The organism is Geothrix fuzhouensis, from assembly GCF_024609325.1.
In the GTDB taxonomy this organism is placed as follows: Bacteria; Acidobacteriota; Holophagae; order Holophagales; family Holophagaceae; genus Geothrix; species Geothrix fuzhouensis.
On sequence record NZ_JANHMQ010000003.1, the window covers coordinates 316,208 to 342,540 of the forward strand.

At 63.5% G+C, this 26,333-nt stretch carries 20 protein-coding genes and 1 tRNA gene; 15 read left to right on the plus strand and 6 right to left on the minus strand.

Going from position 1 to position 26,333, the window contains the following annotated elements:
* Positions 1–104: 104 nt before the first annotated feature.
* The 3 genes from NOV74_RS12855 to NOV74_RS12865 all read right to left on the minus strand — a co-directional run bounded on the left by NOV74_RS12855 (position 105) and on the right by NOV74_RS12865 (position 4,736).
* Positions 105–2,057, minus strand: a complete 1,953-nt coding sequence (locus NOV74_RS12855) for a hypothetical protein (RefSeq protein ID WP_257313162.1) — start codon at positions 2,055–2,057, stop codon at positions 105–107.
* Between the two features lie 155 nt (positions 2,058–2,212).
* Positions 2,213–3,568 carry a sigma-54-dependent transcriptional regulator gene (locus tag NOV74_RS12860; protein WP_257313166.1) on the minus strand — a complete coding sequence of 452 codons (1,356 nt, stop codon included), beginning with the start codon at positions 3,566–3,568 and terminating at the stop codon, positions 2,213–2,215.
* A 7-nt stretch (positions 3,569–3,575) separates the two neighbouring features.
* Positions 3,576–4,736, minus strand: coding sequence for a sensor histidine kinase (locus NOV74_RS12865; protein WP_257313167.1), 1,161 nt, complete (start codon positions 4,734–4,736; stop codon positions 3,576–3,578).
* Positions 4,737–5,665: 929 nt separating this feature from the next.
* Between NOV74_RS12865 and NOV74_RS12870 the strand changes: the two genes are divergently transcribed.
* Positions 5,666–5,800 carry a hypothetical protein gene (locus NOV74_RS12870; RefSeq protein WP_257313169.1) on the plus strand — a complete coding sequence of 45 codons (135 nt, stop codon included), beginning with the start codon at positions 5,666–5,668 and terminating at the stop codon, positions 5,798–5,800.
* Positions 5,801–5,833: 33 nt separating this feature from the next.
* Here the strand turns inward: NOV74_RS12870 and NOV74_RS12875 are convergent, their stop codons facing one another.
* Positions 5,834–7,837 carry a polysaccharide biosynthesis protein gene (locus NOV74_RS12875; RefSeq protein WP_257313171.1) on the minus strand — a complete coding sequence of 668 codons (2,004 nt, stop codon included), beginning with the start codon at positions 7,835–7,837 and terminating at the stop codon, positions 5,834–5,836.
* A gap of 547 nt (positions 7,838–8,384) precedes the next feature.
* Positions 8,385–8,461 (minus strand) — tRNA-His (locus tag NOV74_RS12880).
* Positions 8,462–8,570: 109 nt separating this feature from the next.
* On the opposite strand from NOV74_RS12880, the gene NOV74_RS12885 reads away from it, so the two are divergent.
* From NOV74_RS12885 to NOV74_RS12950, 14 genes are all read left to right on the plus strand, one after another.
* Positions 8,571–10,073: a trypsin-like peptidase domain-containing protein gene (locus NOV74_RS12885; protein ID WP_257313173.1), complete on the plus strand. Its 1,503-nt coding sequence runs from the start codon at positions 8,571–8,573 to the stop codon at positions 10,071–10,073.
* 90 nt (positions 10,074–10,163) lie between these two features.
* Positions 10,164–11,402, plus strand: a complete 1,239-nt coding sequence (locus tag NOV74_RS12890) for a response regulator (protein ID WP_257313175.1) — start codon at positions 10,164–10,166, stop codon at positions 11,400–11,402.
* Positions 11,403–11,407: 5 nt separating this feature from the next.
* Positions 11,408–12,730, plus strand: a complete 1,323-nt coding sequence (locus NOV74_RS12895) for a hemolysin family protein (RefSeq protein WP_257313177.1) — start codon at positions 11,408–11,410, stop codon at positions 12,728–12,730.
* Entirely contained in the window at positions 12,723–13,568 is an 846-nt protein-coding gene (locus tag NOV74_RS12900; protein ID WP_257313179.1) for an NTP transferase domain-containing protein, read from the plus strand. The genes NOV74_RS12895 and NOV74_RS12900 overlap by 8 nt, the downstream gene beginning before the upstream one ends.
* 4 nt (positions 13,569–13,572) lie before the next feature.
* Complete coding sequence (locus NOV74_RS12905) at positions 13,573–14,556, plus strand: phosphotransferase (protein WP_257313181.1); 984 nt, start codon at positions 13,573–13,575, stop codon at positions 14,554–14,556.
* A 45-nt stretch (positions 14,557–14,601) separates the two neighbouring features.
* Positions 14,602–16,587, plus strand: coding sequence for a hypothetical protein (locus NOV74_RS12910; RefSeq protein ID WP_257313182.1), 1,986 nt, complete (start codon positions 14,602–14,604; stop codon positions 16,585–16,587).
* Between the two features lie 258 nt (positions 16,588–16,845).
* Positions 16,846–17,220 (plus strand): response regulator, encoded by a 375-nt coding sequence (locus NOV74_RS12915; RefSeq protein WP_257313184.1) that lies wholly within the window; start codon positions 16,846–16,848, stop codon positions 17,218–17,220.
* 51 nt (positions 17,221–17,271) lie between these two features.
* Entirely contained in the window at positions 17,272–18,030 is a 759-nt protein-coding gene (locus NOV74_RS12920) for a hypothetical protein (protein ID WP_257313186.1), read from the plus strand.
* A 32-nt stretch (positions 18,031–18,062) separates the two neighbouring features.
* Entirely contained in the window at positions 18,063–18,563 is a 501-nt protein-coding gene (locus tag NOV74_RS12925) for a chemotaxis protein CheD (RefSeq protein WP_257313188.1), read from the plus strand.
* Between the two features lie 8 nt (positions 18,564–18,571).
* Positions 18,572–20,200, plus strand: coding sequence for a chemotaxis protein CheA (locus NOV74_RS12930; RefSeq protein WP_257313191.1), 1,629 nt, complete (start codon positions 18,572–18,574; stop codon positions 20,198–20,200).
* A gap of 123 nt (positions 20,201–20,323) precedes the next feature.
* On the plus strand, positions 20,324–21,964 hold the full coding sequence (locus NOV74_RS12935) for a methyl-accepting chemotaxis protein (protein ID WP_257313192.1): 1,641 nt from the start codon (positions 20,324–20,326) through the stop codon (positions 21,962–21,964).
* 11 nt (positions 21,965–21,975) lie between these two features.
* Entirely contained in the window at positions 21,976–22,530 is a 555-nt protein-coding gene (locus NOV74_RS12940; RefSeq protein ID WP_257313195.1) for a chemotaxis protein CheW, read from the plus strand.
* Positions 22,531–22,546: 16 nt separating this feature from the next.
* Positions 22,547–23,464, plus strand: a complete 918-nt coding sequence (locus NOV74_RS12945) for a CheR family methyltransferase (protein ID WP_257313197.1) — start codon at positions 22,547–22,549, stop codon at positions 23,462–23,464.
* A 131-nt stretch (positions 23,465–23,595) separates the two neighbouring features.
* Positions 23,596–24,678 (plus strand): protein-glutamate methylesterase/protein-glutamine glutaminase, encoded by a 1,083-nt coding sequence (locus NOV74_RS12950; RefSeq protein ID WP_257313199.1) that lies wholly within the window; start codon positions 23,596–23,598, stop codon positions 24,676–24,678.
* 14 nt (positions 24,679–24,692) lie between these two features.
* Here the strand turns inward: NOV74_RS12950 and NOV74_RS12955 are convergent, their stop codons facing one another.
* Positions 24,693–26,306, minus strand: coding sequence for a response regulator (locus NOV74_RS12955; protein WP_306672477.1), 1,614 nt, complete (start codon positions 26,304–26,306; stop codon positions 24,693–24,695).
* Positions 26,307–26,333: the final 27 nt, after the last annotated feature.

A 26,333-nucleotide genomic window follows, 5' to 3' on the forward strand; every position in this document is an offset into this window, starting at 1 on the left:
TCGCGATCCGCAACAATGGAACGTCCTTCCGCACGCAGCAACTCCTTGGTCATCTGGTGAAACTTCTACACCGCGATGACCAAGGAGGCTGGTTCTAGACTTGCCTAGAAACTCAAGTCGTTGATGAGGGCTTGATCATAAGCATCGAGTCCACCCACGCGGCATCCGGCGTTGGCCTTCACGTAGTTGGCGCCATCCAATGCGCTGGTCGCAGTGATCCGGGCCGCAGTAGGCACCGTGAATGGCGAAGACATGTTGTTACCGATGCTGGATCCATCCTTTGAGAAGTTTCCACTCGAATAGCACTGAGCCGGGGCGCCACTGCTCGTGTCAACGTGAACGGCGGCCGTATTGCCTGGATTGACCGCGTTATACATGTAGTTCCCAAGCACGTTGGCCTTCGCGCCCCAGTAGATTTCAATGCCGTAGTTGGATGAGTATTTCCATCCGACATTGTTGATGACTTCGGCGCAGATCCCAGGAGCGGCGGTTCCGTTGGCGTCATCCCAACCAATCGCTGGGATGCGGTAGTAACCGTTTGAGATGAGGTTGTGGTAGAAGGTGATGTTGTAATTACCACCACCGATCAAGCAAGGGTAGTTGGGGCTCCCCGCCATTCCTGCTCCGATGATGCAGTTCTGGATCGTGAAGTCATGGTTCCCGTGCCAGAGGTCGATCCCTTCATCCCCATAATTAGAGAAGGAGCAATGATCGATCACCACGTTGTAGTTATCAGGCTGGAACTGGATGCCCTCACCATTGCTTCCACTGACTCCACATCGGTTCCGTATTCCCCTTACGATAATATTATTGCAACTAGAGAATACCATTTGATAACCGGTAAAGGTGATGCCTGGAGAGGGTGCTGTGGTTCCGTCAATGGTGACGTTGGCGCAGGAACTGAAACCGATAGGACTCGACACTGGAAGTGTCCCCGCCACGTCAAACACGATGGTCCGGTTTGAACCTACCGCGGCGCGGAGGCTTCCAGCTCCCGAGTCGTTAAGGTTCGTGACGTGGACCACCTGCTGCCCAGCGCCTCCGGTGGTGGCATAGCCGAAACCGACAACTCCTGTTTGGACGCCGCTCACAGCGTTCACCGTGAGAGTCGCTGCGCTGGAGGTCACGCTGCCCGAGGCATTGGTCACCACCACCGTGAACCCAGCGCCGCTGTCCGCAGTGCTGGTGACTGGAGTGGTATAGCTGGCGGAGGTGGCGCCGCTGATCGCGGTCCCATTCTTGCTCCACTGATAGTTCAAGGTAGCGGTACCCGTGGCGACGACGGTGAAGGTGGCCGTTTGGCCCGCGTTCACGGCAATGCTTAGGGGCTGGGTCGTGATGGCGGGAGCCACGGAAGGGGCGAGGGTTCCCTGCACCGTGACGGTGGTGGACCCGCTTACGCTGGCGTTGACAGAATTGGTGGCCACGGCCTTGATCGTGTGTGTCCCGCCTGTTGCCGGGGCCGTATAGAGCATGTGGGCCCCGTCGCCGTTGGGGGTGAGGGCGCCGACCGTGGCATTGCCGTTGGAGACGTTATCCACGAACCAGGTGATCGTCTGGCTTTCGGTGCCGGACACCGCCGCGTAGTAGGCCTGGGTGGCACCGGTGCTGATGGTCGCGCCGGCAGGGCTCAACGTCACGGTAGCCGTGTTGGTGGCTTTGCGGACATGCACCTGAGTCTTGGCGGACTTGGTGGTGTCCATGACGCTGGTGGCAGCCAGTACATAGTTGCCTTCCGTCGTGGGGGCTGTGTAAGTGACGGCGTTTCCGTTGCCGGCGATCGTACCTACATCGCTGCTGCCGTTCGGGATGTTATCTACCGTCCAGGTCACAGCCATATTGGTGGCGCCCTGGACCTGGGCCGTGACGGGCACGGTGTCACTGACATTGATATCGGTTGGGACACCTACCAGGGCGACAGCCACGGTGGGCGCCGGGGCAGTCGTGCCTGCATTTCCCGAACTGTTGCCGCCACTTCCGGAGCATGCGCCGGTCAGAATCAGCATTCCAACCACGGCACTCCCCTGAAGCGCAGTGAATAATTTTCCGATCTGCATTAGTACCTCCACTGCTAACCAAAGGCAACGGAGGTGCCACAACAAATCAATCAGATCACAAAGGCTTAAGGTATCTGTTACCAGCACTAAGATTTTTTATATAGGGGCAGAACGATCCCTTGGCCAGGAGCAAGTCTGAGCTTTGGATCTGAATTCTAGAATTTGGACGGTTCAGGTCCGTAAGCCTTGAGTTTCTGGTAGAGGGTGCTTCGGGGGATATTGAGTCGCTTGGCAGCCCGATCCACATGGCCGTCCTCCTCAAGGAGGACTTGGGTGATGTAATGCTGCTCAAGTTCCTTCAGGGTCATGTTGGAGAGCCCCACAGACCCCTTACTGTCGGGACTGGAGGCGAAATCCAGGTCCTGCGCCTCGATGATGGGAGACTTGGCCCCCATCAGTGCCCTTTCCAGGACGTTGCGCAGTTCCCGGATGTTCCCAGGCCAGGAATGATGCTTGAGTTTCATCAGTGCGCCCTGGGAGAGACGCATCTGCTCCCGCCCGCAATCATTGGTCAGCCGGTTCAGGAGGATCTGGCCGAAGGTGGGGATATCCTCGGCACGCTCGCGCAGTGGGGGTACATAGATCTGAATGGCACTGATGCGGTAGAAGAGGTCCGGTCGGAAGAGTTGCTCCTGGACAAGCCGATCCAGCTGCTGGTGGGTGGCAGCGATCAAGCGGAAATCCACTTTCCGGTCCTGGAGCCCACCCAGTCGACGAAAGCGCTTTTCTTCCAGCGCCTTAAGGACTTTCGGCTGAATCTGTATATCCATGTCCCCGATTTCATCCAGGAAGACGGTCCCGCGATGGGCGGCTTCAAGCAGGCCAACCTTGACCCCGATCGCCCCCGTGAAAGCCCCCTTCTCGTGCCCAAACAGCTCTGATTCCAGGAAATCCTTGCTTAACCCCCCGCAATTGAGCTCAAGTATCGGCTCTGAGGCCCTCGAACTGTTTCGATGCAGCCACCGGGCCAGTTCGCTCTTCCCCGTACCCGTCTCGCCCTGGATGAGAATGGGGCTATCGGTCGCAGCCGCAAGGCGGGACTGCTCCTCCAGCTTATGGATGGCAAGACTCTCTCCAATGAAGGGATCTATCGCGCGCTGGGGTTGATCGGCCGAGTCACGAGCCAGTTGCTTCCTGCGGTTCTTCTGGTTTTCTAGCGCCCGCTCGATCACGAAAAGAAGGGCAGGAAGATCCAGAGGCTTCACCAGGAATTGCTCAGCACCAAGCTGGATGGCTCGAACGGCGAGTTCAATGCTTGCATAGCCGGTGAGAAGGATGATGGGGACTCCGGCATCGATGGCCTTGAGCTTCGGTAGCAGCTCGATGGCGTTCCCATCCGGCAGAGAGTAATCCAGCGTGACGGCATCATACACATCTGCGCGGTACCTGATCTCCGCTTCAGCGCAGGTTTCCGCCTCATCGACGGTGAAGCCGTGGAGCTCTAGGTAATCCCGAATCGCAAAGACAATGATTTCGTCATCGTCCACAACCAGAATCTTCGCCTTCGCCATGGAACCCTCAAGGTTGACTGGCTGCTCGCAAAGAATAGGACAATTCCGAGGGCAACATGAAACTGATCCGCATCCTTCCTTCGGCTCCAGGACCTGCGGTCAGGGTCCCTCCGTGGGACTCGAAAACCCGCCGGGCTCCTGGCAGTGTGAGCCGGCCCATTCCAGAAACGCGGAAGTAGAAAGGCTCGAACAGCCGGGCCGTATCGATGTTTTCCATCTTCGCACTGGAAAATTCCAGGTGCCCGGAGACCACGGTCCTGTTTCCCGGATGGCTGCTTGCGACATGGAGTACCACGTGCCCACCTGGTTCCTCATGCTGCAGAACAAGGTTGATCATGCGGGTGAAGGCCGACTGCAGCCCCTGCTTGTCAGCGTTGATCGCTGGCAAGGGCCCTTCGATGTGGAGTTGAAGATCAAGGCCGTTTTTCACCGCCAGGGGAAGGTTGTGCTCGATGGCTTCCTGCAGCAAGGGCTCGAGCGCGAGCACGGTCCAGGAGAGCCTCTGTGGGTACCCGTATTCTCTCAACTCCACAATGAAGGCGCTCATCCGGTCCAGGCTTCTTCGGATGTTGGCTCCGTACTTACTCATCCCTTCCACGTCTGCGAACCTTGCCTCAAAAGCATCTAGGCTCGCCGAGATTCCGAATATGAAGCTGCCGAGCTCATGGACGAGCCCGGGCACAAATGACGCAGCCGAAGGTGCGCGAGGGGTGGTGCGCGATTCGGATTTTTGATGATCCATGGCCACGATGATCTGGATATGTTCTGCCAGTAATCTCAGCCCTTCTCGCTGGACCTCGGAAAGAGCGAGCGGTTCCGGTGAAAGCGCGCACAGGGTGCCAATGACCAGGTGCCGATCATCAACCAGAGGCAGGGCTTCGACCACCAGAAGCCCGTATTTCTCCAGAAGGCGGACTTTCGATTCAGGGTTGAGTCCTTGGGAGTCGGCTGGCTCTAAACCCGCAAGCTGTTCGCTCGTGAGGCCACTGCCATCCCGGTACCAGGTGCCGATTTCGTCCTGCAGGACCAGAGCCACCTGCGCGCCCGTAAGTGCCGCCGCAATGAGCACCGAATCCCGCAGCATGTTCTCGGAAAGAGACTCAGTGAAACCATGCCGAGGCGGGATATTGGATCGGGATTGGATCGGAAATGGACCGTCGGAATTCACACGGGCTCCTTCCGGAATCACTTCAAGTGACAGATTGGCACCCCTCGATACCGTTTGGAATGGCCTGTTGATTAAAAAGGTGGATCCAAGGTCATAAGCCCGAGCTGTCGTGAGATCTTAAGAACCCCGACAAGGTATAAACGCGTATGGATCGAAGGTTTTTTTAAGAGAATTGCCGCCAGGCGATTGCGTACGCAATGGCTTCGTTGGTTTCGTGCAGATGGGCCTGCCTGAGGTCCGGAACCCCATGGGACGGGGGCAAACGGTCACGGGCTGCAACCGCACTCGCGAGGTCGTGCGAAATCTCTTGTCAACTCGGGGAGGGCCTTGAGGCCAACCCGCTTGCCGAAGCCGTGAAGGAGATTAAGGTGCGATCACCATGCTTTCGGGCGATGCCGCCGCGAACGAGGTGGTCCGGGGTCCATCGGATTCGCTTCCAAAGACACCCAGAAGGGTATGAACTGTTGCTGTTCTTGGTGCCTTGGTGTTTTGGTGTCCTTTTTTATCCGCTAAGGGCAACTCGGTTGGATGCGGCGTCAAGGTGCTGCCCGATCCGAGGGTGGCTGGGCCGTCGTGACAACGTCAAAGCTAACTACCTGCGATCGTAGCGCTCACCAAGGGCTCGCCCCACTCCTGGATCATCCTCAATGCGATCGTGGACCGGTTCGGGCTGGTCACTGCCCTCACTGAGGACAAGGGACCCCGGAGGGAGGCCATCCGGCGCCGCCTCAAGCGGCACGGGCCCGTGACCTTGGCTGGCCCGATCGGGTTCGTGCTCCTGCAGCGATTCATCGCGAACAGAAACCGGGCCCGCATGGCTGAGATCCTCCAAGAGCAAGGCCTCAACCCGGAGCCCAATCACCTTCAAGGCCGGGAAGCAGGACAAATTCTCCACTTATTTCTACCTGCAGGCGGCTGCCATCCGCCCTTTGGCCGTGAAGGCCATCGAGGAGGCCTTGCGGGGTGAGCTCAAGCCCTTCAAGCCGAGCCTTCCATCTGAGCAGTTCCATCACCCCACGCTCTGTGGCTACCTCTGGACGGGCCTGACGAAGGGCGTCTGGTAGGGAGCCCAGGGCTGAGCCGACGTTCCCCTGATTCTAGTTGAACAAGGGGACCTCCTCAGACATGGGCGGAGCGGTACCCGTCTCCGCCCCGGCGTACTTGCCCAGGCCGATGGGAGAGGGCTGATAGGAGGGCACGAGCCGCTTGAAGCAGCGGAGCATCTGTCGCTGGCGCTCCCCATCCGGCAGGTGGATGACCTCCCTGAGCTGGCGCAGGGAAAGGTCCAGGAGCATGGGGTCGTGGGGTGTCTGCACTGCCTCGAAGACCTTCGCATGCACATCGGCATTCCCTTGTTCGCCGTCCGTGAAGAGCTCTTCGAAGAGCTTCTCCCCGGGGCGCATGCCCGTGAACTGGATGTCGATGTCCACGCCCGGCGAGAGGCCGGAGAGGCGGGCCATGTCCATGGCCATGTCCACGATCCGCACCGGGTCGCCCATGTTGAGGACGAACGTCTTGCCCGTCTGCCCGAGCACGCCGGCCTGGAGCACCAGCTGGCTGGCTTCGGGGATCGTCATGAAATAGCGAGTCATGTCCGGGTGAGTGACCGTGAGGGGGCCCCCCGACTTGATTTGGTCGCGGAAGATCGGAATCACACTCCCCCGGCTCCCTAGCACATTTCCGAACCGGACACTCACGAATCGGCGGCCCGCCGGGGCCTCGTCCGCCGCCTGCAGCACCAGGGATTCCGCAATCCGCTTGGAAACACCCAGTACATTTGTGGGGTTTACGGCCTTGTCGGTGGAGATGTTGACAAAGATCCGCGTGTCGCAGGCCAATGCGGCCTGCAGGACATTGAGCGTGCCGAAGACGTTGTTTTCAATGGCTTCCTCGGGGTTCCGCTCGAGGAAGGGGACGTGCTTGTGGGCCGCGGCATGGAAGACGATCTGTGGGCGGCAGGCTTCGAAGGCCCGCCCAAGCCGGAGGGTGTTGCGGATGTCGCAGAGCTCCACGGCGAGGTTCAGTCCCGGGAAGCGTTGGTGGAGTTCCCGTTCCACTTCCCACAGGCTGTTCTCCCCCCGCCCCAGCAGCACCAGGCGGCTGGGGCGGAAGGGGGCCACCTGACGGGCCAGCTCGCTGCCGATGGAACCGCCCGCTCCGGTGATGAGTACCACCGAGCCTTCCACCTCCTGGCTGATGGCGCTGAGGTCCTGGCTGACGGGCTCGCGCCGAAGGAGGTCTTCGATCGCGATATCCCTGAGCTCAGGCTTCCAGGGCCGGTCGCCGATGAGGTTGAAGATGCCGGGAACGGTCTTCACCCGGACTCCCTCGGCCTGGAGCATGTCGCTCAGCTCCTTCAACCGGGCGCCCGATGCCCGCGGCATGGCCAGGATCACCTGGGTGGCATGGCGCTCCTTGAGGAAGACCGGCAGCAGTTGGCTGTGCCCGAGGACTGGAATGCCCTGGATCCGGACCCCCTGCTTCTCCAGGGCGTCATCCACGAAACCCACCACCTCGCATTGAAGCTGGAGATTGGTGCGCAGTTCTTGGCAGAGGACGGCGCCCGCCCTGCCCGCGCCAACAATGAGGGTCCGCTGCACTTCCCGGCCGCCTTCTCCCGAGGTGTTCAACCTTTGGCGAGCGGTATACGCACGCCGTGACAGGCGCTGATAGGAGGCCAGGAAGATGATCCGCAGGGTGAGCCACATGGGACAAGTGATGAGCCCGGCGACCAGGAGCAGGTTGTGCGATTCGAGGTCCAGCCCCAACCTGTCCCCGAAGGCGGAAACCAGCGTGAGGGATGCCACCATGACCACGGTTCCGAAGATGAAGGATTCGGCCTCCTCAATTCCCAGAAGGCGAAAGTGCTGGCCTGTGTAGCGGAAGGCGAGGTTCACCAGCATGGCGAAGGCCACCCACGAGAGGGTGCCGTACAGGGTCGGCAGATCCTGGCGGACTTGGCTGGTGGCGACAATCCAGGCAAGCGCCGCCACGCCCGCGTCCAGGATCAGCTTGCAGCCCTGCCTGACGGCCGGCCGTTTCAGGATGGTCAGTGACCTGAGTGTTTCAATGTCCGGGGAGGCTTGGGCATTCTCACGCATGACGAATCCACAATGAAGGATTTTAACAATAGCTTCCTTTTAGCCATAAGCAATATGTTAAAATAAAAGATTATCATTGGATTGCCAAGCCAGGTTCGGGGGGTAGCCATGCTTCCGGCGGCTCCGGGCAGCCCCAGGCCCACTCGGACCGGACTCGAACCGTCCGCATCCCGCTTTGCGGTCTGCCGGTCTCGCTTCCGACAGCCCACCGGGCTGTCTCCGTGAGCCCCTTGTCGCCGGGTCGGGATCTGGCCAAGGAACCTGACCCACCCAGACCGGCCTCGAACCGTCCGCAACCCGCTTTGCGGTCTGCCGGTCTCGCTCCGACAGCCCACCGGGCTGTCTCCGCGAGCCCATTGTCGCCGGGTCGGGATCTGGCCGAGGAACCCGACCCACCCAGACCGGCCTCGAACCGTCCGCATCCCGCTGCGCGGCCTGCCGGTCTCGCTCCGACAGCCCACCGGGCTGTCTCCGCGAGCCCATTGTCGCCGGGTCGAGTCCAGGTGTCCCAGAATGAAAAAGCCCCCGTGCGGGGGCCTTTTCATTCTGGGGCGGCTGACCGGACTCGAACCGGCGACACCTGGAATCACAATCCAGTACTCTAACCAACTGAGCTACAGCCGCCGTTGGACTGCTCAGATTATCCTGGTCGGCTCGGGAAGGCCAGCGGGAACCTTAAGGGGACTGCAGTCACCGAAAGACATGCCGGGGATCCGGCGGAGTGAGGGATCGCATGAATCGTCAGGTAAAGCAGGTCTTGGGGTTGTCGGCCTTCGCGGCTGGGTGCATGGCTCTCGGGATGGGGCTCAGCCATGGCTGGCAGGCCCAGGCGCAGGAAGAGAAGCCCGTCATGGTGGAAACGAAAGGGATGGACCGCCTGCCCCCCATCGCGGACGTGGCAGAGAAGCTCAACCCCACGGTGGTGGCCATCACCAACACCAGTTTCGTAAAAAATCAGCGCTTCGAGCACCCCCAGATCGGGGGCGAGGACTTCTTTGACTTCTTCTTCGGCCCTGGTGGGCCGCAGCAGCGGCGGACGCCCCGGGGGGGGAATGACGAGCAGCGGGCCGTGTCGGGCGGATCCGGCGTGATCATCAGCCCTCAGGGTGAGATCCTCACGAACTACCATGTCATCGCCAGCATGGGCGCCAGCGACAACGCCCTGGAGGTGAAGACCTCCGATGGGCGCAGCTTCAAGGCCACGGTGCTCGGCAAGGACAAGGAGCTGGATATTGCGCTCATCAAGATCGATGCGGCTCACCTGCCCTTCGCCAAGCTGGGCGAGTCGGATTCCCTGCGCATCGGCGAGTGGGTGGTGGCCATCGGCAACCCCTTCGGCCTGGAGCACACCGTCACCCAGGGCATCATCAGCGCCAAGGGCCGCAAGCTGGATACGGGCGTGAGTTCCTTCCTCCAGACCGACGCCGCCATCAACCGCGGCAATTCCGGCGGCCCTCTGCTCAACCTGAAGGGTGAGGTGGTGGGTATCAACACCGCCATCAACCCCGCGGGTCAGAACATCGGCTTTGCCGTGCCCATCAGCCAGGTCAACCGCATCCTCAAGGACCTCCGCAGCGGCAAGCCCGTAAGCCGTGGCTACCTGGGTGTCGGCCCCACTGATCTGGATCAGGCCTACCAGGACGCGCTGGGCGTGAAGGAGGGCGTGGTGGTCAGCACGGTGGAGAAGGGCCAGGCGGCCGACAAGGCCGGCGTGCAGCGGCTGGATGTGATCACTGCTGTGGACGGACATCCCGTGCGCAGCCAGGACGAGCTGGTGAGCGTGATTTCCAGCCGCCGGGCCGGCGAGACCATCAAGCTGTCCGTTTGGCGCGATGGCAAAACCCTCACCCTCACCGCCACCCTGGGCGACCGCAAAGCCCTGGAAGCCCAGCGCCGGGGTGACTCGGGCGAGGATTCCGAGGATGAGAGCGGTCAGAAGCCTCAGGGCGAGGCAAAGAGCCTCAACCTGGACAAGCTCTACGGCTTCACCGTGGAGCCGATGGATGTGAAGCACCGGCTCAAAGGCGTGGTGGTGACCTCCGTGGATCCCCGCTCCCCAGCCGCCGAACGCGGCATGGCGCCCGGCATGGTCATTACCGAGGTGGGGCGGCAGCCCGTGAACAGCCTGGCCGAGTTCAATGCCCAGGTGAAGAAAGCTGGCGGCAGAACCCTGCTGTTGTTCATCCAGAGCCCCAATGGCAGCCAGAAGGTGACCTTGGCCATCCCCCCGCGCTGAACGGGTCCACCACCTTCCCGAAGCCCCGGTTCTCCGGGGCTTCTGCTGTTCAGGGTAAACTCACAGGTTCAACCAGGGTAAGGAACGACCATGGGCCAACGCCTCCTACTTGTGGACAGCGACCGGAGCTTCCTCAAGGAGCACCAGGTCAGCCTGGAAGCAGCCTTCGATCTAGAGGTAGCCAAGTCGCCGGAAGGCGTGACGACCTTCCTGGAAATGGGCGACTTCGCGGCGGTGCTCATCTGCGTTGAAGTGGCGGACAACAAGGGGTACGCCCTCTGTTCCACCATCCGCAAGCAGGCGGCCCTGAGTGGCATCAAGATCGCTCTCATCAGTGCCAAGGCCACGGAGGAGGAGTACCGCCGGCACCAGAGCCTCAAGGGCCGGGCCGATCTCTACCTGCACAAGCCCATTGCTCCCAGCGCGCTGGTGGCCGCGCTGGCCCCCTTGGTGCCCGGCCGCAGCGTGGATCCCGACAACCCCCTGGGCGACTTGGCGGATACGGAAATGGGCGACGATTGGCTCGATGGCTTGAAGGCCTCGGTCGCCGAACCGCCACCACCACCGCCCACGCCCTCCCGACCGGCCCCTGCAGCTCCTGCGCCCACAGTGCCAAAATCCAGTCGGGCTACCCAGCCACCGGACACCACCCGTGCCCACCTCTTGGAGGAGCAGGTGGTCGCCCTCCGGGAGGAACTGAGGTTGCGGGGTCAGCAACTCCAGGAGGCCGAGGATTACCTTCATCAGCAGATCGGCGCCACAACCCTGAACCTCGACGAGATGTCCGCCCGGGACGAGATGCTCGCGGCGGCCCAAAAGGAAGCCAATGACGCCAAGGAGCAGGCCCATATCCTTCAGCTCAAGCTAGCCGGGGTCGAAGCCGCGTCGCGGGGTCAGGACCGCGATCTCGCTGGACTCAGCGACCGTCTCAAACAGGTGGAAGCTGAACTCGAGGCCGCCCGGGCGCAGTCCGGGGAGCGGGAGCAGCAGGCGCAGACGCTGCAGGAACAGCTTCAGATGCGCCAGGAGGAGATCACCCGGCTGACGGTGCAGGTTTCGGGGCTGCGTCAGCAGCTCGATGAAAGCACCGTCCAGCATGAGGGCGAACGGCTGGAGTTGATGAACGGGCTGGACCAGAAGGATGCGGAGCTGGCCCGGATGGCCCATACCCTGACGGAGCAGCGGGAGGCCTACACGGCCCTGGAGCGCGAGAAGCAGGCCGCCCACGGGAAGCTGTCCGAGCACCGCGATCGCCTCAAGAACCTGGAGACCCTGCTCCAGGAGGTCCAGGAACATCTGCGGCGGGGATCCGACCTCGCGAAGGGCTGACAGCCGTGACGTTAGCCGCGGCCCTCATCTGCGTCGCCCTGCTCTTGGCCAGCGCCTTTTTCGTGATGGCGGAATTCGCGGCGGTGCGCGTGCGGTCCACCCAACTGGAGGCCCTGGCGGACACCGATCCCCGGGCGGTTGCAGCCCTGGAGGTTCATCGGGGCCTGGGCCATCACCTCTCGGCCATCCAGGCGGGCATCGTGCTGTGCGCCCTGGCCCTGGGCGCCGTGGGTGAGGAGTTGTTCAGCGAGGCCTTCCGAGGCCTGTTCGGCCACTTGCCCTGGCCGGCCCTGGTCGCACCCGTGAGCTCTGGCCTCGCCCTCCTGGTGATGACCACCTTGGATGTCGTGCTGGCGGAACTGGTGCCCCGGAGCCTCGCCATCCGGGCTGCGTTGCCCTGGGCCCTGCGCACCGCCGCACCTCTGCTGGCCTGGTCGCGCCTGGTGCGCCCTCTGACCTGGGTCCTCATCCGCTTGAGCCACCTGGTACTGCGGGTTGTGGGGGTCCACCCCGAAGCCGGGGCCGAGGATCTGCTCCCTTCAGAAGCCGAATTCCGCCGCATGCTCGAACGCAGCCAAGCCGAGGGCCACCTGGAGCTCGATCGCAAGGAGCTCATTGAGAACCTCTTCGACTTCAGCCGCCGCACGGTGAAGGAGATCGCGGTGCCGCGGGCCCAGGTGGTGTGCTTCGACCTGCACCGGGATCTGGAGGCCAACCTCACCTTGGCCCGCACCACCATCCACACCCGCATTCCCCTGGTGGAGGGGGACCTCGACCAGGTGGTGGGGGTCATCCACCTCAAGGAACTGCTCTGGGCCATGCAGGATGGGCCCAGTCTGGTAGACCTGCGGGCCCTGGCCCGCCCCGCCTTCTTCGTGCCGGAGATGAAGCCCATCCAGGGCCTGCTGCTGGAGTTCCAGCAACGCAAGCAGCACCTGGCCCTGGTAGTGAACGAGCACGGTGGCGTGGACGGCCTGGTGACCCTGGAGGATGTGCTGGAAGAGCTGGTCGGGGAGATCCAGGACGAGTTCGACCGCGAGGCCATTCAGCTGCGGAAGACCCGCGGGGGCGCCTGGTTGGCCCAGGGCAACGTCATGTTGGAGCAACTGGTCGACCACCTGGACCTGGATCTCCAAGCCGAGGCCGGTTCCGTGAGCCTCGGCGGCTTCTTCCAGGAGCGCCTGGGTCGCGTGTTGCGCCCCGGGGATGAGCTGCGTCTCCAGGGCTGGCGCATCCGCGTCCTCTCCATGCGCGGCCTGGCTCCCACGCAGTTCCTGCTGAAACCCCTGCCGCCGGCGAACGGCACCCCGGAAGCTGGCGATGCCTGAAGTTCTGGACGGCTTCCTGCTGGCGGCGGGCCTGGGCACGCGCATGGGGGCCCTGAGCGCTTGTCTACCTAAGCCCGCCTGGACGCTTCGGGAGAAGCCCCTCCTGCAGTGGGGGGCCGACGCCCTCCGCCGGGCTGGTGCGGCTCACCTCGGCTGCAACGCCCACCTGCTGCCGGACCGCCTGCGAGCCGTGGCGGAGGGGCTTGAGGTCTTCTACGAACCCACCCTCCTGGGCAGCGCGGGGGGCCTGCTGCACGCCCGGGGCCGGGTGGAGGCGGAGCTGCTCACCTGGAACGCGGACATCTGGGCGGACGAGGTGCCCTTCGACCTCCTGCGCTCACGCCACCGCGAGGCCGGGGCCAGTCTCAGCTGGCTGCTGGTGCCGCACCCCGGTGGCAACTGGAATCCCGTGTGGATGGATCACGAGGGCCGCGTGCTGCCGAAGGGCGTGGCCGGGCCCTGGGGGCCCTACCACTTCACCGGCGCCGCCGCTTGGTCCCCTGGAGCCCTGGCCTTGCTGCCTGAAGGCCCCAGCGAAGTGAACGATCTGCGACCCCGCCTGGCCAGCCTCCCAATGGGGCATCTCGGCGTGGTAACCGAGCCCTTCCCCTGGCGCGAGGTGGGCACGCCGCACGCCCTCATCGAGGCTGCGGCGGACCTGGCGCCGGCTGCGGAAGGTCGTCTGCCGGGCTGTTACCTCCATCCCGCGGCTCGACTCGCCGGGCGCCTCACCCGCTGCATCCTGGGGCCCGGCGCGGCACCTCCACCCGCCATCACGGATGTAGATGCTCTCTGGTTTGAAGAAGGCGGCAACCAGGTGCGGCTGGGATTACCCTGAAACCATGGATCCCCGTCTGGCCCACGCCTTGGAGCGCTGGAACTTGTCGGCTCCCCGTCCCCTGGCGGGGGACGCGGGAGCCCGACAGTACATCCGCGTGACCCATCCGCAGGTGGGCACGGCGCTGGTGGTGCTGCATCCCCTGGACACCCCCGACAAGCCCGACGACAGCTACTTCGAATTCCGGGCTCTCCAGGCCTACCTGGATCCTGTGCTGCGGGTGCCCACCATCCTCCAGAGCGACGATGAGGACCGCTGTCTGCTGGTGGAGGACCTGGGCGACACCTCCCTGGAGCGCCGCCTGATGGAGCACCCCGAGGAAGAGCTCCGCTGGGCCGAGCAGGCCGGCTGGCTGCTGGCCACCCTCGCCGGGCCGCTCACCCTGGGCGCCCCCGCCCACGCCTTCTTCATGAACCGCTCCTTCGACGAGGCCAAGTTCGCGTTTGAATGGGAGTATTGCCGCGCCAATTTCTTTCACGACTTCCTCCAGAAGGACCCGCCCCGCTGGCTGGATCGGATGATGGAGGAGGCCCACGCTAGCCTGGAGACCCGGGCGCACTTCTTTGCCCACCGCGACTTCCATGTGCGCAACCTCATGGTCCACGGCGACCGGCTGGTGGTCATCGACTTCCAGGACGCCCGCCGGGGTGCGGCCACCTACGACCTGGCGAGCATCCTCTACGACGGCTACTGGGACTGGTCCCGGGAAGCAGGCCGGGCTCTGGTGGGGCCTCTCCAGAACGAGCTGGGCTGGAACCATGAGGCCCTGCTGGAAGAGCTGAACCTCAGCGCGCTCCAGCGCAACCTCAAGGCCCTGGGCACCTTTGGCCACCAGATCGTCCACCGCCACAAGGCCCACTTTGCCCCCGCGATTCCCCGCACCCTGCGCCATCTACGCGGCCACTTCCAGCGCATGAACCACCAGGACGGCGTGCTCGCCACCGAGCACTTGTTGCGTCTGGCAGAGGATCGGCTGCTGAAGGGTTAGGTCACAAGCCGCCTCCAGCGCCCTGGGAGGCTGGTGAAGCGGGTTATGCTCTTGGCCATGTCCTCCATGGAGCGTGAGTCCAACCCCCTGATGCAGGCCCGGAAACTGGTCAGGGGCAAGGCGCTCTCCCACCAGGACCTGCAGTTGTTGAAGGAGATCCTCCGTGTCACGGAGGGCGAACTCGGGCCCTTGCTCGATTCTGGGTCGGGTCAGGCGCCCGTCCCCGCGGACGCTCCCCAGCTCGCCCGACTCCAGCGCTCCTTGGGTCTGTTCCTGGTCTTCCTCAACAGCTTCGCCAACCTGAAGCCAGGGAAGGACCGGATGGCCATGGGGCTGGTCCTGTCCCACAGTCTGAACGAGCTGAAGGCGATCGCCCAGGAAGCCAACATCGAGGTCCTCGAGAGCCATGAGGAGCCTGGCTGGGTCGTCTACCTCCTGGACCTCATCGCCTCGCTCCGGACGATGGCCACCTCGTTCGGACCAGAAGACCCGTTCCAGCTCCTGGATGATTGGGCGGCCTTCCTTCAGGAGCGGCGGGACAGCTTCAGGGATCTGCTCGCGATTCTCGTGGATGGGCCAGGCGGGGAAGAACGGGTGTCCCAGCTCAACAGTCGCATGAAGGCCCTCAACCGGGCCCTTCAGGGCGCGGGCGGGCGGCCCATTGAGGCCATCCACAAGCTGGTGGATCTCCTGGAGACTTTCGTGCCCCAGGAGACCCTCTCGCGTGTCGAGCCACTGCTGCTGGTCCAGCATGTCCTCGATTCGCTCCGCCTCATCCTGCTGTGGCCCCTTGACCAGGGCATCAACTGGGGGGCCCTGGAGCAGATCCGCGGGAGCCTTACCTGGCTCTGGAACCACCTCGGGTGGTCCCTGCCCCGCTACGATGCCCGTCGGCTCGAAGCCATGTTGACCCAGGAGGTTCGTGCCACGCTCAAGGGTGTGCGCGGATCGCAGCCCAAAGCTTTCCGGCTCCTCGCCCACAGCCTGGCCTCGCACCTGACCATCCTGGGCCTGGTGGATCCGATTCCGCCGGCGGGGAACATGCCTGAACAGGAACGGTACGCGGCAGTCCCGACTTATTTCGTCGTGGAACGCGAGCTGGGGCGGCTGGTGGAGCAGCTGGGGCGGGCCCAGATCCTGGAGGGACTGCCGGAAGGCACCGAGGAGACCCTCCTGCTCTCGGCCTTCCTCCAGCAGGCGGTGCTCACCTTGAGCCAGGACCAGACCACCATCCATGAGCTCCTGCAGGAGGCCCTGATCCAGGCGGATGGCGACCACCTTGCGCTCACGCTGGATCACCTGAAGACCGGGCTCATCAACCACCAGCGCCAACTGATGGCGGACCTGGTCAGGACCTTCTCTGCGGAACTCCGCCAGAGCATGTTCCCGAACTCCCCGACCCTGAAGGATGAGGGGGACCAGCTGCGACAACGCCTCTACCGTCTCTGGGAACAGCTCACCCGCCTGCTTCCCAGGCTCCGGACGCAGGTTCGGGAGAAGGACTACCTCCGCTTGGCGCTCACGCTTTTCCAGGCCCACAATCACGTGAACGCCTTCCGGCGGAGTCCGGAGTTCTTCCTCATCCGGGCTCAGGATCGTTCTGAAATGGACCGGTTGACGTCCACGTTCGGGTGGGTGCTGGACGCGCAGAGCGATATCGAACTGGCGCTAGTCAACGGAACGGAGTTGGTGGAGGAACTGTTCAGCTACCTGGAGGGATTCCTCGCCCGGATCAACGCCCGGGTACCCCTCATCAGCCATGACCTCATGGTGGCGAGGGAGGCCTTCCGCCTCAGCCAGCAGATGCAGGAGACCCAGGGAGGGGGGGCGGGGCGGACGAGGCTGGCCAAGATCTTCATCCAGTCCACCAAGAAGCTGGGCGTTCGCGATCCTCAGACCCTATCCCTTCTCCGACGCTGGGTGCGCTCGGAACGAGGGCGGCGGGAAATGCCGGATCCCCTCGACGGACTGAGTTCCCACTTGGAGCGGCTGATCACTCGGTTGGAAGCGGCCCTGGGCCAGCCCGTTTGAGGACCAAACCCGCCCGGGTGAGGATGGTTCCCCGCGCCCTTTGACCGGTCAAACATTGACCGGCATGGACAGTTTCTGATCTAAGGGGAGGGCTTTCAGTCTTTGGATTGCGCTATATAAGTCATTTTATATACATAGATACATCGTTACGCGTGGATTGGCTGTCGATTTGCATTGGCTGTCTACAGTTGCTGCCGGTTCAAGAACAGCTCGGGAGGCTCAAGCCGCCCGGTTTCCAACTTTTGGTTGAGGGGTGCCATGACCCAACGAAAAAAAATCCTGCTCGTCGATGACTCCAGCACGGTGCTCATGGTGGAGCAAATGATCCTCAAGAACAGCCCCTTCGACATCCTGATCGCGAGGGATGGCGAAGCCGGGTTCGAGACGGCACTGAAAGAGCGCCCCGACCTGATCCTGATGGACGTGATGATGCCGCGCATGGACGGCTTCGACGCGCTGCGGGAGATCCGGGCCAACGAGGAAATCAAGGACATCCCCGTCATCATGGTCACCACCCGCGGCGAGGGCGTGAACATCGAGACCGGGTACACGGTCGGTTGCAACGACTACGTCACCAAGCCCATCAACGGGTCGGAGCTGCTGAGCAAGATCAACAACCTCATCGGTTCCTGAGGTCTGGAGCCTCCCCGGTCCCGAAACCGCAGCCGATCACTGGAGCCTTCTGTGGCCAACGAACCCAACCAAGAATCCTACGTCCGGCGTGTGCTGGAGGAGACCCGCGAGTACGAGCGCCGCCTCCGAGAGGACAACGAGGGCTTGAGAGAACTCGTCGCCACTCTTGAGGTTGAACGCGTAGCGCTCCAGAAGCGGGTGGAGGAGCTGGAGGCAGGAGCCACCCAGCAGCTGAACGAGCTGAGCGCCATGAGGGAGCGACTGACCGCCCAGGTCAACGCGAACCAGAAGTCCACCGAGCAGCAGCTCGCCATTGAGCAGCAGAACACCAACCTGGCGAACCTCTATGTGGCGAGCTACCGGCTCAATAGCGCGCTGGACCGTGCGGAACTTGTGGACGCGATCCGGGAGATCGTCATCAACCTGGTCGGCTGTGAGGAGTTCGCCCTGCTGGAACCCGATGGCCAGGGGAGATGGCAGGTCTGCGATTCCATGGGGTTGCCAGCCGACTTCCTGGCCAGCATGACGCGCCCGGAGGGAGCCCTGGCGGGACATCTGAGATCCAGGCAGATGCACGTGACGGATCCGGCGGTCCTCAGCGTGGACGAGCTGGACGTGTCCCGGCCTTCGGCCAGCATTGTCATGAGCGTCGGGGACGAGACCGTGGGGGCGGTTGCCATGTACCGCCTGCTCCCCCAGAAGTCGGGCCTCGAGCCCCTCGACCGGGAACTCTTCGACCTGCTGGCCGCGAATGCGGCCATGGCGCTCTACCGACTGAAGCTTCAGGAATTCGTGAAGGGCGGAAAGTAGCCAGCCCGACGCTTCACCACCCAAGGAGACCCATGCCCCACTTGCCCGCCCCCGGCTGGATTCCGGCGGATGCCGCCAGCGGTGGTGTATCGGTCTACCTGCATCCCGGGCACCTGCATGTGTCCCTCGTGCCCTGCACCATGACCACGATCCTGGGTTCCTGCGTGGCGGTCTGCCTTTGGGATCCGGTCTCCCGCGTCGGGGGGATGAATCACTTCCTGCTCGCGCACCATCCGCCGACGGAAATCGACTCCGCACGGTACGGGGACTCGGCGACGGACATGCTGATCAGTGCGGCCGCCCGGGCGGGAGGGTCCCTGGGGAGGCTCCAGGCCAAGCTGTTTGGTGGAGCCTGCGTGCTGGGGAAGGTGACTTCCGGCACCCAGCACCTCGGCCTGAAGAACGTGATGGTGGCCCGGGAGCGGCTTGCCGCGCACGGCATCCGCGTGGTGGGCGAGGACGTGGACGGCTCCCGCGGCCGGAAGATCCACTTCCAGACCCTGGATGGCGTGGTACTGGTCAGGACGCTTTAGGAGACCGCATGGACATCGATATCAAGGCCATCCGTGCGACGTTCTTCGCCGAGACCGGTGAACATCTGGACGAATTCGAAGCGGCCTTGATCGAGTTGGAGCGGCAGCCCGGGGACAAGGACCTGGCCAAGACCATCTTCCGGATCGCGCACACGATTAAGGGCGATGCCTCGATGGTGGGCTACACGGCCATGACGGAATTCGCCCACGGGTTGGAGAGCCTCCTGGAGAAGATCGCCGGGGGGATGTTCGCGTTCACCCCAGCCTTGGCCACCATCCTCCTCCGTTCTGTGGACGCCTTTCGCGACCTGGCCGGAGCCGAAGATCCGACCGCCATGCCTGTCTCCACCCAGGATCTCCTGGGGGAACTGGAAGAAGCCTCCAGCGGAGCCACGCTGACGCGCGAGGAACCCCGTGTGGGCGAAGAACGGCGGGCCCACGCGCGGGACGCTTCCAAGACTCTCCGCGTGAAGACGGCCAAGCTGGACCGCATGCTGGACCTGGTCGGAGAACTGGCCATCAGCCGGGGGAGGCTGGACACCCAGCTTGCGGCCCTGTCGGGGCCCCGGGTGGCCGCCGCCCAGGACGCTCACCGGGACATGGATCGCCTCTTCACCGAGCTCCAGGAGCATGTGATGCAGGCCCGGCTCGTGCCCATCGGAACCCTCTTCCAGGGGTACACACGGGCGGTCCGGGACCTCTCGCTGCAGACAGGAAAAGAGATCGGCCTGACCATCGAGGGCAGTGAAGTGGAAGTGGACAACGCCGCGGTCGAGCAACTGCGGGAACCCCTCATCCACATCCTCAGGAATGCCATCGACCATGGCCTTGAAGGCAAGGCGGAACGGCGCAAGGCAGGCAAGGCCCCGGGGGGGCACATTGGCCTGACGGCCCGGTACGAAGCCGCGTTCGTGATCATCGAGATCGCCGATGACGGCCGCGGAATGGTTCGCGAGAAGCTGCTGGCCAGGGCCCGCAAGTGGGGCGGCCTGGAGGATCCGGAGCGGCTCACTGACGCGGACTTGCAGCAACTGATCTTCGAACCAGGGTTCTCCACCGCGGACAAGGTGACGGACCTGTCTGGCCGGGGCATCGGCCTGGACATCGTGCGTCGCGCCGTCGAGCGGCTGCGGGGGACCGTTTCGGTGAAGAGCCAGGCGGGTCAGGGAACCACCTTCACGCTCAGGCTTCCCTTGACGCTGGCGATCATCGAGGGCTTCCGCGTCTCAGCGGGCGACGAGTCCTATGTCATCCCGCTGGAAGCCGTGGTCGAATGCGTCGACCTGCCCGCCGAATCGCGCCGCGAGGCTGAGGGCTCCGGCGTGCTCGCCTTGAGGGGCGAGGCGCTGCCCTACTTGAGCGTGGAGGAACATTTCAACTTCGGTTCGAGTGGGGGTGGGCGGCGCAAGATCGTCGTGGTCCACCACGGTGAAGGCCGGGCCGGGATCGCCGTGGATGAGCTCCATGGCGAATGCCAGGCGGTGATCAAGCCGCTGGGCAGCCTCTTCAAGCAGGCCACCGGCATTTCCGGATCCACCATCCTGGGCGATGGGCGGGTCGCGCTGATCCTGGACGTCCCCACGCTGTTGCGCGAGGCGGTGGCCCGCAACGCATCGCGGAAAGAGGCGCCGGGATGAGTCGCCCCACCTGAGCCGCCCGACCTGAGCCACTTCGCTTCCCCGGATCGACGGATTCTGCTTCCGGCGTCCCGAACCTAGATGGAAATCTCCCTTATTCAACCATTCACAAGGAGCCTCACGATGTTCAATTTCCGCGACCTGAAGATCAAAACCCAGCTGTTCCTGGGGTTCGGCGTGATCGCCGCCCTGCTGGTCGGGGTGGCCGTGGTCGGCAGCAACTCCGTGGACCAGATCAGCCGGGAATCAAACGCCGTCCTCACCCACGAGTACGCCCTCGCCGATGGGTTCACGACCCTCAACACCGACACGCTCCAGCTGCGCCGGAACGAGAAGGACGTCTTCCTGAATTTCGACGACAAGAATAAACGGGACAACTACGGCCGACAGTGGAAGGAGAACCAGGCCAAGGCCGTCGAGGAGCTGGACAAGCTCGAGAAACTCGTCGAGGCCAACGATGATCGAGAGAGCCTCCGCTCCATGCGCTTGGATCTGGCCACCTACGGCACCGAGTTCGAGCGGATCCTCCCCCAGATCGATATGGGTCTATTCAAAACATCGCAGGAGTTGAACAAGGCCGAGGAACCCTATAAGGACGCCATCCACCGGCTCGAAGCAAGCACGGACAAAGGCATGCTGAGGCACGAGAAGCTGATGACTGAAAAGACCCAGCAGATGCAGGATTTCTCTCAGAGGGTGCTGCGGACCTTGCTGTCGACCACGGCGATCGCGCTGGCCCTGGCCGTGGTGATCGCGTGGCGGATCTCCCTCGGCATTTCGGCCCCGATCATTCTGATGGCCGGCGCCCTGCGCAAGATGGCGGATGGCGATCTGAGGGATAAGGTCGAGGTCGGCGGCAAGGACGAGGTGGCCGATATGGGCAACGCGTTCAACCGCATGGCGGAGAACCTGGCACAGACCATTGGCGAGGTCCGCAGCGGCGCCAACGCGCTATCCTCGGCGGCCCAACAGGTGTCCTCCACCTCCCAGGGCCTGTCCCAGGGCACCAGCGAACAGGCGTCTTCCGTGGAGGAGACCTCCGCCAGCCTGGAAGAGCTGAGCAGCTCGATCGAACAGAATGCGGACAACAGCCGGCAGACCGAACAGATGGCCTCGCAGAGTGCCAAGGATGCCGACGAGAGTGGTCGGATCGTCGACCAGACCGTGGAGGCGATGAAGACGATCGCAGATCGGATCTCGATCATCGAGGAGATCGCCTATCAGACCAACCTGCTGGCGCTGAACGCGGCCATCGAGGCGGCGCGGGCGGGCGAGCATGGCCGCGGCTTCGCGGTGGTGGCCACCGAGGTGCGCAAGTTGGCCGAACGCAGTCAGACCGCCGCCAAGGAGATCAACGAAGTCGCCGGTGGAAGCGTCGGGGTGGCGATCAGGTCGGGCGAGCAGCTCAAGCAGCTGGTTCCCGCCATCCGCAAGACCGCAGAACTGGTCCAGGAGGTCGCGGCGACCTCGCGCGAGCAGGCGAGCGGCGTGAAGCAGATGAACAAGGCCATGTCCCAGGTCGACCAGGTGACCCAGCGGAACGCCTCTGCAGCCGAGGAGCTTTCCTCGACGGCGGAGGAGCTGGCCTCCCAGGCTGAGGCTCTGCAGCAGCTGGTGGCCTTCTTCAAGGTGGCTGGGGAGGACGTGTTCGCTCACCGTGCGCCGGTCGCCCACCAGGCCCGCCTGGAACCCACGCCCGCGTCCTTCCGGCCTGTGAAGTCCGCTGGTAGCCTCGAACATGACCACAACTTCAAGCGGTTCTAGGGGAGGGACCGATGAATGCCTACGTTCTGGCCGACCTGGCCACCCATGATCAAAGTCAGTACCTGACGTTCTTCATCGCGGACGAGGAGTTCGCGGTGAAGATCCTGAAAGCCAGAGAAATCCTCGAATACGGGGCGGTCACCAAGGTACCCGGCGCCCCGCCGGCAGTGCGCGGGGTCATCAACCTCCGCGGCTCTGTGGTGCCAGTGGTGGATCTGGCCCTGAAGTTCGGCCTTCCCGAGAAACCGGTGACGAAGCAGACCTGCATCGTCATCGTCGAGGTGGGGAGCGGAGAGAACAAGACGACGATGGGGGTGATCGTGGATTCGATCAGCCAGGTGGTTGATCTGCCGCCGGAGCAGATCGAGCCTGCGCCGGATTTCGGCACCATGGTCAAGCTCGAATACCTGCTCGGAATGGGCCGGTCTGGTCAGAAATTCGTGATGATTCTGGATATCGACAAAGCCCTTTCCCCGTCCGAGCTCTCGTCGGTCGCCGCCATTTTCGGTCAGGCCGCGTCCACGGAGGAGGCGCAGGAGGCCGCTGGAACCGAACGCGGCGAATGAAAGGTCCCCGAGAACCATGAGCGATCCACGGCGCGCCGCTCCGCCCGCAACGGGGACAGCCGGTGATTTTCAGATCCGGAAGGAGGATTTCCGCGCCTTCCAGGATCTGATTCACCGGGAGTCCGGAATCTTCCTTGCGGAGCACAAGCAGGCCCTTCTGGGTGGCCGTCTCCACGCACGGCTCCGCGCCCTCGGCCTGACGAGCTACGCGGACTATTTCAAGACCGTGCAGAAGGACGAAAGCGAACGCATCGAGATGCTCGACCGGATCTCGACCAATGAGACCCATTTTTTCCGAGAGCCTCATCAGTTCGAGTTCCTCAAGACCCGGGTCCTTCCGAGATGGGTGGCCGACGCGGAAGCCCGACAGCGGTCCAGAACCATCCGTGTCTGGAGCGCAGCCTGTTCCACGGGGGAGGAACCCTACTCCATCGCCATGCTCCTGCTGGACCAGCTGCCCCCTTCGGAAGGCTGGTCCATTGAGATTCTGGGCACGGACCTGTCGACGCGGGTCTTGCAAAAAGCGAAGGATGCCTTGTGGCGGATCGAGAAGGCTGAGGAGATCCCCACGCCCTATCTGAAGGCTTTCATGCTTGAGGGGACCGGGCCCGAGAAAGGCAAGATGAAAGCCGGGCCTGAAATCCGGTCCCTGGTGGCCTTCTCCAGGATGAACCTCAACAGCAGGCCCTATCCCGTCCAAGGGATCTTCGACATCATCTTCTGCCGGAATGTCCTGATCTATTTCAACGCCGCCACCAAGGTCAACGTGGTGGAGGAACTGCTCAGCCACCTGGCTCCGAGCGGTTTGCTGCTGCTCGGGCATGCGGAGAGCCTCCACGGCCTCACCGAGCGAGCCCGCAGCGTGGGCCCGACCATCTATGCACCGCTGCAGTCCACCTACTTCAGCGGCCAGAAGCTGCCACGGCTGCGTTGAGTCCAGTTTCAAGCGTGGGGCCCGACCACCGATAAGACACGAGGACGTTCGTATTCTCTTGTCTCGCGGCATCGAGTCACGTACCTCTTAAGCCAGGCCTGGCCTGGACCATGCAGGCAGGGTGGAGCGCGATGCCAGAACCCCAGCGGAACACCAGACAGCTCCCCATCCAGGTCCTGGTCGTGGACGATTCGGCCGTGGTCCGGCAGGCGCTCACGGCCATTCTGGGCCAGGAAAAGGACATGCGGGTGGTGACCGCGGCCGATCCGATCTTTGCCCTCCAGAAGATGCAGACGCTGAGGCCCGATGTCATCGTCCTGGACCTGGAGATGCCGCGAATGGATGGCATCACCTTCCTGCGGCGCCTTATGAAGGAAGATCCGATTCCCGTAGTGATCTGCTCGAGCCTCGCTGCCCGGGGGGCGGAGGCCGCCATGCTCGCCCTCGAGGAAGGAGCCTTGGCGGTCATCACCAAACCCCAACTCGGCGTCCGGGATTTCCTGCATGACTCTGCCATGCAGGTCATCGATTCGGTTCGCGCCGCCGCCCATTCGCGCGTCCGCCGCCGCCGCTTGGCGCCGCCGCCCGGACCCCTGGCGAGGCCCGAGGCCCCGACGTTTGGAACCACCACGGACCAGGTGGTGGTGGTGGGCGCTTCCACCGGTGGAACGGAGGCGCTTCGGGAATTGCTGTCCGCCATGCCTGTGGACTGCGCGGGTATCGTGGTGGTCCAGCACATGCCGGAGCTGTTCACGGCGGCCTTTGCCAAGCGGCTCAACGAGACCTGCCGCATCGAGGTCAAGGAGGCGGCGGACGGTGACGGGGTGCTTTCGGGACGCGCCCTGATCGCGCCCGGAAACCGCCACACCGAGGTGATCCGATCCGGCGGCCGCTACATTGCCCGGGTTAGCGACGGGCCGCTCGTGTCCCGGCACCGCCCGAGTGTGGATGTCCTGTTCCACTCCGCTGCCCAGGCCGTGGGGTCCAACGCCGTGGGCGTGATCATGACCGGGATGGGGGATGACGGCGCGAACGGCATGGTGGAGATGAAGCGTGCCGGGGCCTACAACCTCGCCCAGGATGAAGCCTCTTGCGTGGTTTTCGGCATGCCCAAGGAGGCGATCGAGCGAGGCGGGGTGGATGCCGTCGTGCCACTTCAAAATCTGCCGAATGCCATCCTGAACGCGGTCCGGAGGAGTCGACGGGGAAGCTGAACCAGTCGCCCGGGCTACTCCGCCTTGGTACGCACCGAGAAGGAGTACATCTTCGAGTTGGAATACCGCGTCACCACCCGGAAGTTTCTCAAGAGGTACCAGCAACGGGCCTTCACATTCCCGTCCGGAGTTGACGACCAGAGGTTGGATTCATCCTCGGGGTTCAGGAAATCCCCATACGGGTTCCGGTGGCCCACGAAGGGGATCTCCAGGATGGTCTGGGCGTTTCCAAGACGGCTGTTGTCACTCAACCCGGGAATCGCCTCGAAAATGGTTCCCCACTCGTCATCCGAGGGAATCCGAGCGCCGAATAGGTTCATCGCCGAGGGCCAGGTGAACAGGCTGTGGCCGCCTGCTTCATAAATGCCAGCCTTGTGGTCCGGGGCGGCACGCTCGTTGGTGCGCCGAAGCCGGATCCCCCCGAGTTCGATACTGTCGAGGTGGACGGTGATGGCATGGACCTTGGCCAGTTCTTCCGCATTGCTCGCGTAGCGTTCTTCCAGTTCCAGGAGAAACTGGATGACGGGATCGCTGGCAGGGGCGGTGTGCCGGTCAGAGGAGGGGGCCGGGGCGGCGTCCTCCAGGGGGGGCCGGGCAGCGCCCAAGAGGAGGTCCGCCTCCTGCTGGAAAGTGGAAAGGGGAACCTGGATGCCGGCCTCGACCAGATTGGCGGCCCGCTCGATGCGTTCCGTGAGAACACCATGGATCAGGAGGGCCTCCTGATGGAGACGGATGATCTCCGGTGTGTCCAGGGCCGCCGGGGTGCTGGTGTTCGAGGGGAGCAGCAGCTGGGCACCGGCTCGGGTCAATTCACTGCCTGACGGCTCCGGGGTCGGGTTCGCGGCCCAGGGGGCGGGACCGGCGCCCGCTCCAGGTGGCGGCTGGAGCACGGGAGGGATCCGTTGGGGGGTGTCTTCTGAGACCTCCGTGGGGCCACCCATGGTCGAGGCATGCAGGAACTCATCCCGCAGCCTCAGACCCTCCAGCAAGAGCATGGCCGTGCTTTCCCGGATCGTATAGACAGGCGCCTCGGCGCCTTCCTGCATGTCGAAATTCCCACCCTTCCACGCGATGAGGTCGTAGACCGCCTGGGTTCCGGTGGCGTTCTCACGAACGGCGTGAACGACCTGGCCGCCCTTGAGCCAGATGCGGCCCGTCTGGCGGCCCAGCTTCACGGTCAGGCAGCCTGTGATCCTGGTGGCGGAGTACAACTGGACGAGATCGACCAGGCCCAGGCTCAGGGAACCCGTGAAGCCCCCCCGATTGGACTGGATGGCGAGATCGACCTCCTCGATCAGGCTCTTGGGCGCAAAGGGTTTTTCGATGAAGCCGAACGCCCCCCGCTGGTCGATCTCCTTGCGCATCTGAGGGCTGCCGAAGGCCGTGATGAAAATGATGGAGAGGTCCGGCTGGATCTTCTGGGCCTGGATCATCAATTCGATGCCGTTCACCACAGGCATCTGGAAATCGGTGATCAGGACATCCACTTTCTCTCGGTGGAGGATGGCCAGGGCTTCCATTGGGCTGGAGCAGATCTTGAAGTCCACCGCCGGACGCTCACGCGAAAAGTGCTGAGACACCGACCAGAGGAGATCCTCCTCGTCATCCACCATTACGACACTTGCCATGTCTGAACTGGATGCAACGGGAACGCC

Coding starts and splice junctions, on each gene's coding strand:
- NOV74_RS12950 (WP_257313199.1), top strand. CDS start 23,596: ATGCCAGAACCCCAGCGGAACACCAGACAGCTCCCCATCCAGGTCCTG.
- NOV74_RS12905 (WP_257313181.1), top strand. CDS start 13,573: ATGGATCCCCGTCTGGCCCACGCCTTGGAGCGCTGGAACTTGTCGGCT.
- NOV74_RS12860 (WP_257313166.1), bottom strand. CDS start 3,568: ATGGCGAAGGCGAAGATTCTGGTTGTGGACGATGACGAAATCATTGTC.
- NOV74_RS12910 (WP_257313182.1), top strand. CDS start 14,602: ATGCTCTTGGCCATGTCCTCCATGGAGCGTGAGTCCAACCCCCTGATG.
- NOV74_RS12955 (WP_306672477.1), bottom strand. CDS start 26,306: ATGGCAAGTGTCGTAATGGTGGATGACGAGGAGGATCTCCTCTGGTCG.
- NOV74_RS12930 (WP_257313191.1), top strand. CDS start 18,572: ATGGACATCGATATCAAGGCCATCCGTGCGACGTTCTTCGCCGAGACC.
- NOV74_RS12940 (WP_257313195.1), top strand. CDS start 21,976: ATGAATGCCTACGTTCTGGCCGACCTGGCCACCCATGATCAAAGTCAG.
- NOV74_RS12875 (WP_257313171.1), bottom strand. CDS start 7,837: ATGCGTGAGAATGCCCAAGCCTCCCCGGACATTGAAACACTCAGGTCA.
- NOV74_RS12890 (WP_257313175.1), top strand. CDS start 10,164: ATGGGCCAACGCCTCCTACTTGTGGACAGCGACCGGAGCTTCCTCAAG.
- NOV74_RS12900 (WP_257313179.1), top strand. CDS start 12,723: ATGCCTGAAGTTCTGGACGGCTTCCTGCTGGCGGCGGGCCTGGGCACG.
- NOV74_RS12945 (WP_257313197.1), top strand. CDS start 22,547: ATGAGCGATCCACGGCGCGCCGCTCCGCCCGCAACGGGGACAGCCGGT.
- NOV74_RS12855 (WP_257313162.1), bottom strand. CDS start 2,057: ATGCAGATCGGAAAATTATTCACTGCGCTTCAGGGGAGTGCCGTGGTT.
- NOV74_RS12935 (WP_257313192.1), top strand. CDS start 20,324: ATGTTCAATTTCCGCGACCTGAAGATCAAAACCCAGCTGTTCCTGGGG.
- NOV74_RS12915 (WP_257313184.1), top strand. CDS start 16,846: ATGACCCAACGAAAAAAAATCCTGCTCGTCGATGACTCCAGCACGGTG.
- NOV74_RS12925 (WP_257313188.1), top strand. CDS start 18,063: ATGCCCCACTTGCCCGCCCCCGGCTGGATTCCGGCGGATGCCGCCAGC.
- NOV74_RS12885 (WP_257313173.1), top strand. CDS start 8,571: ATGAATCGTCAGGTAAAGCAGGTCTTGGGGTTGTCGGCCTTCGCGGCT.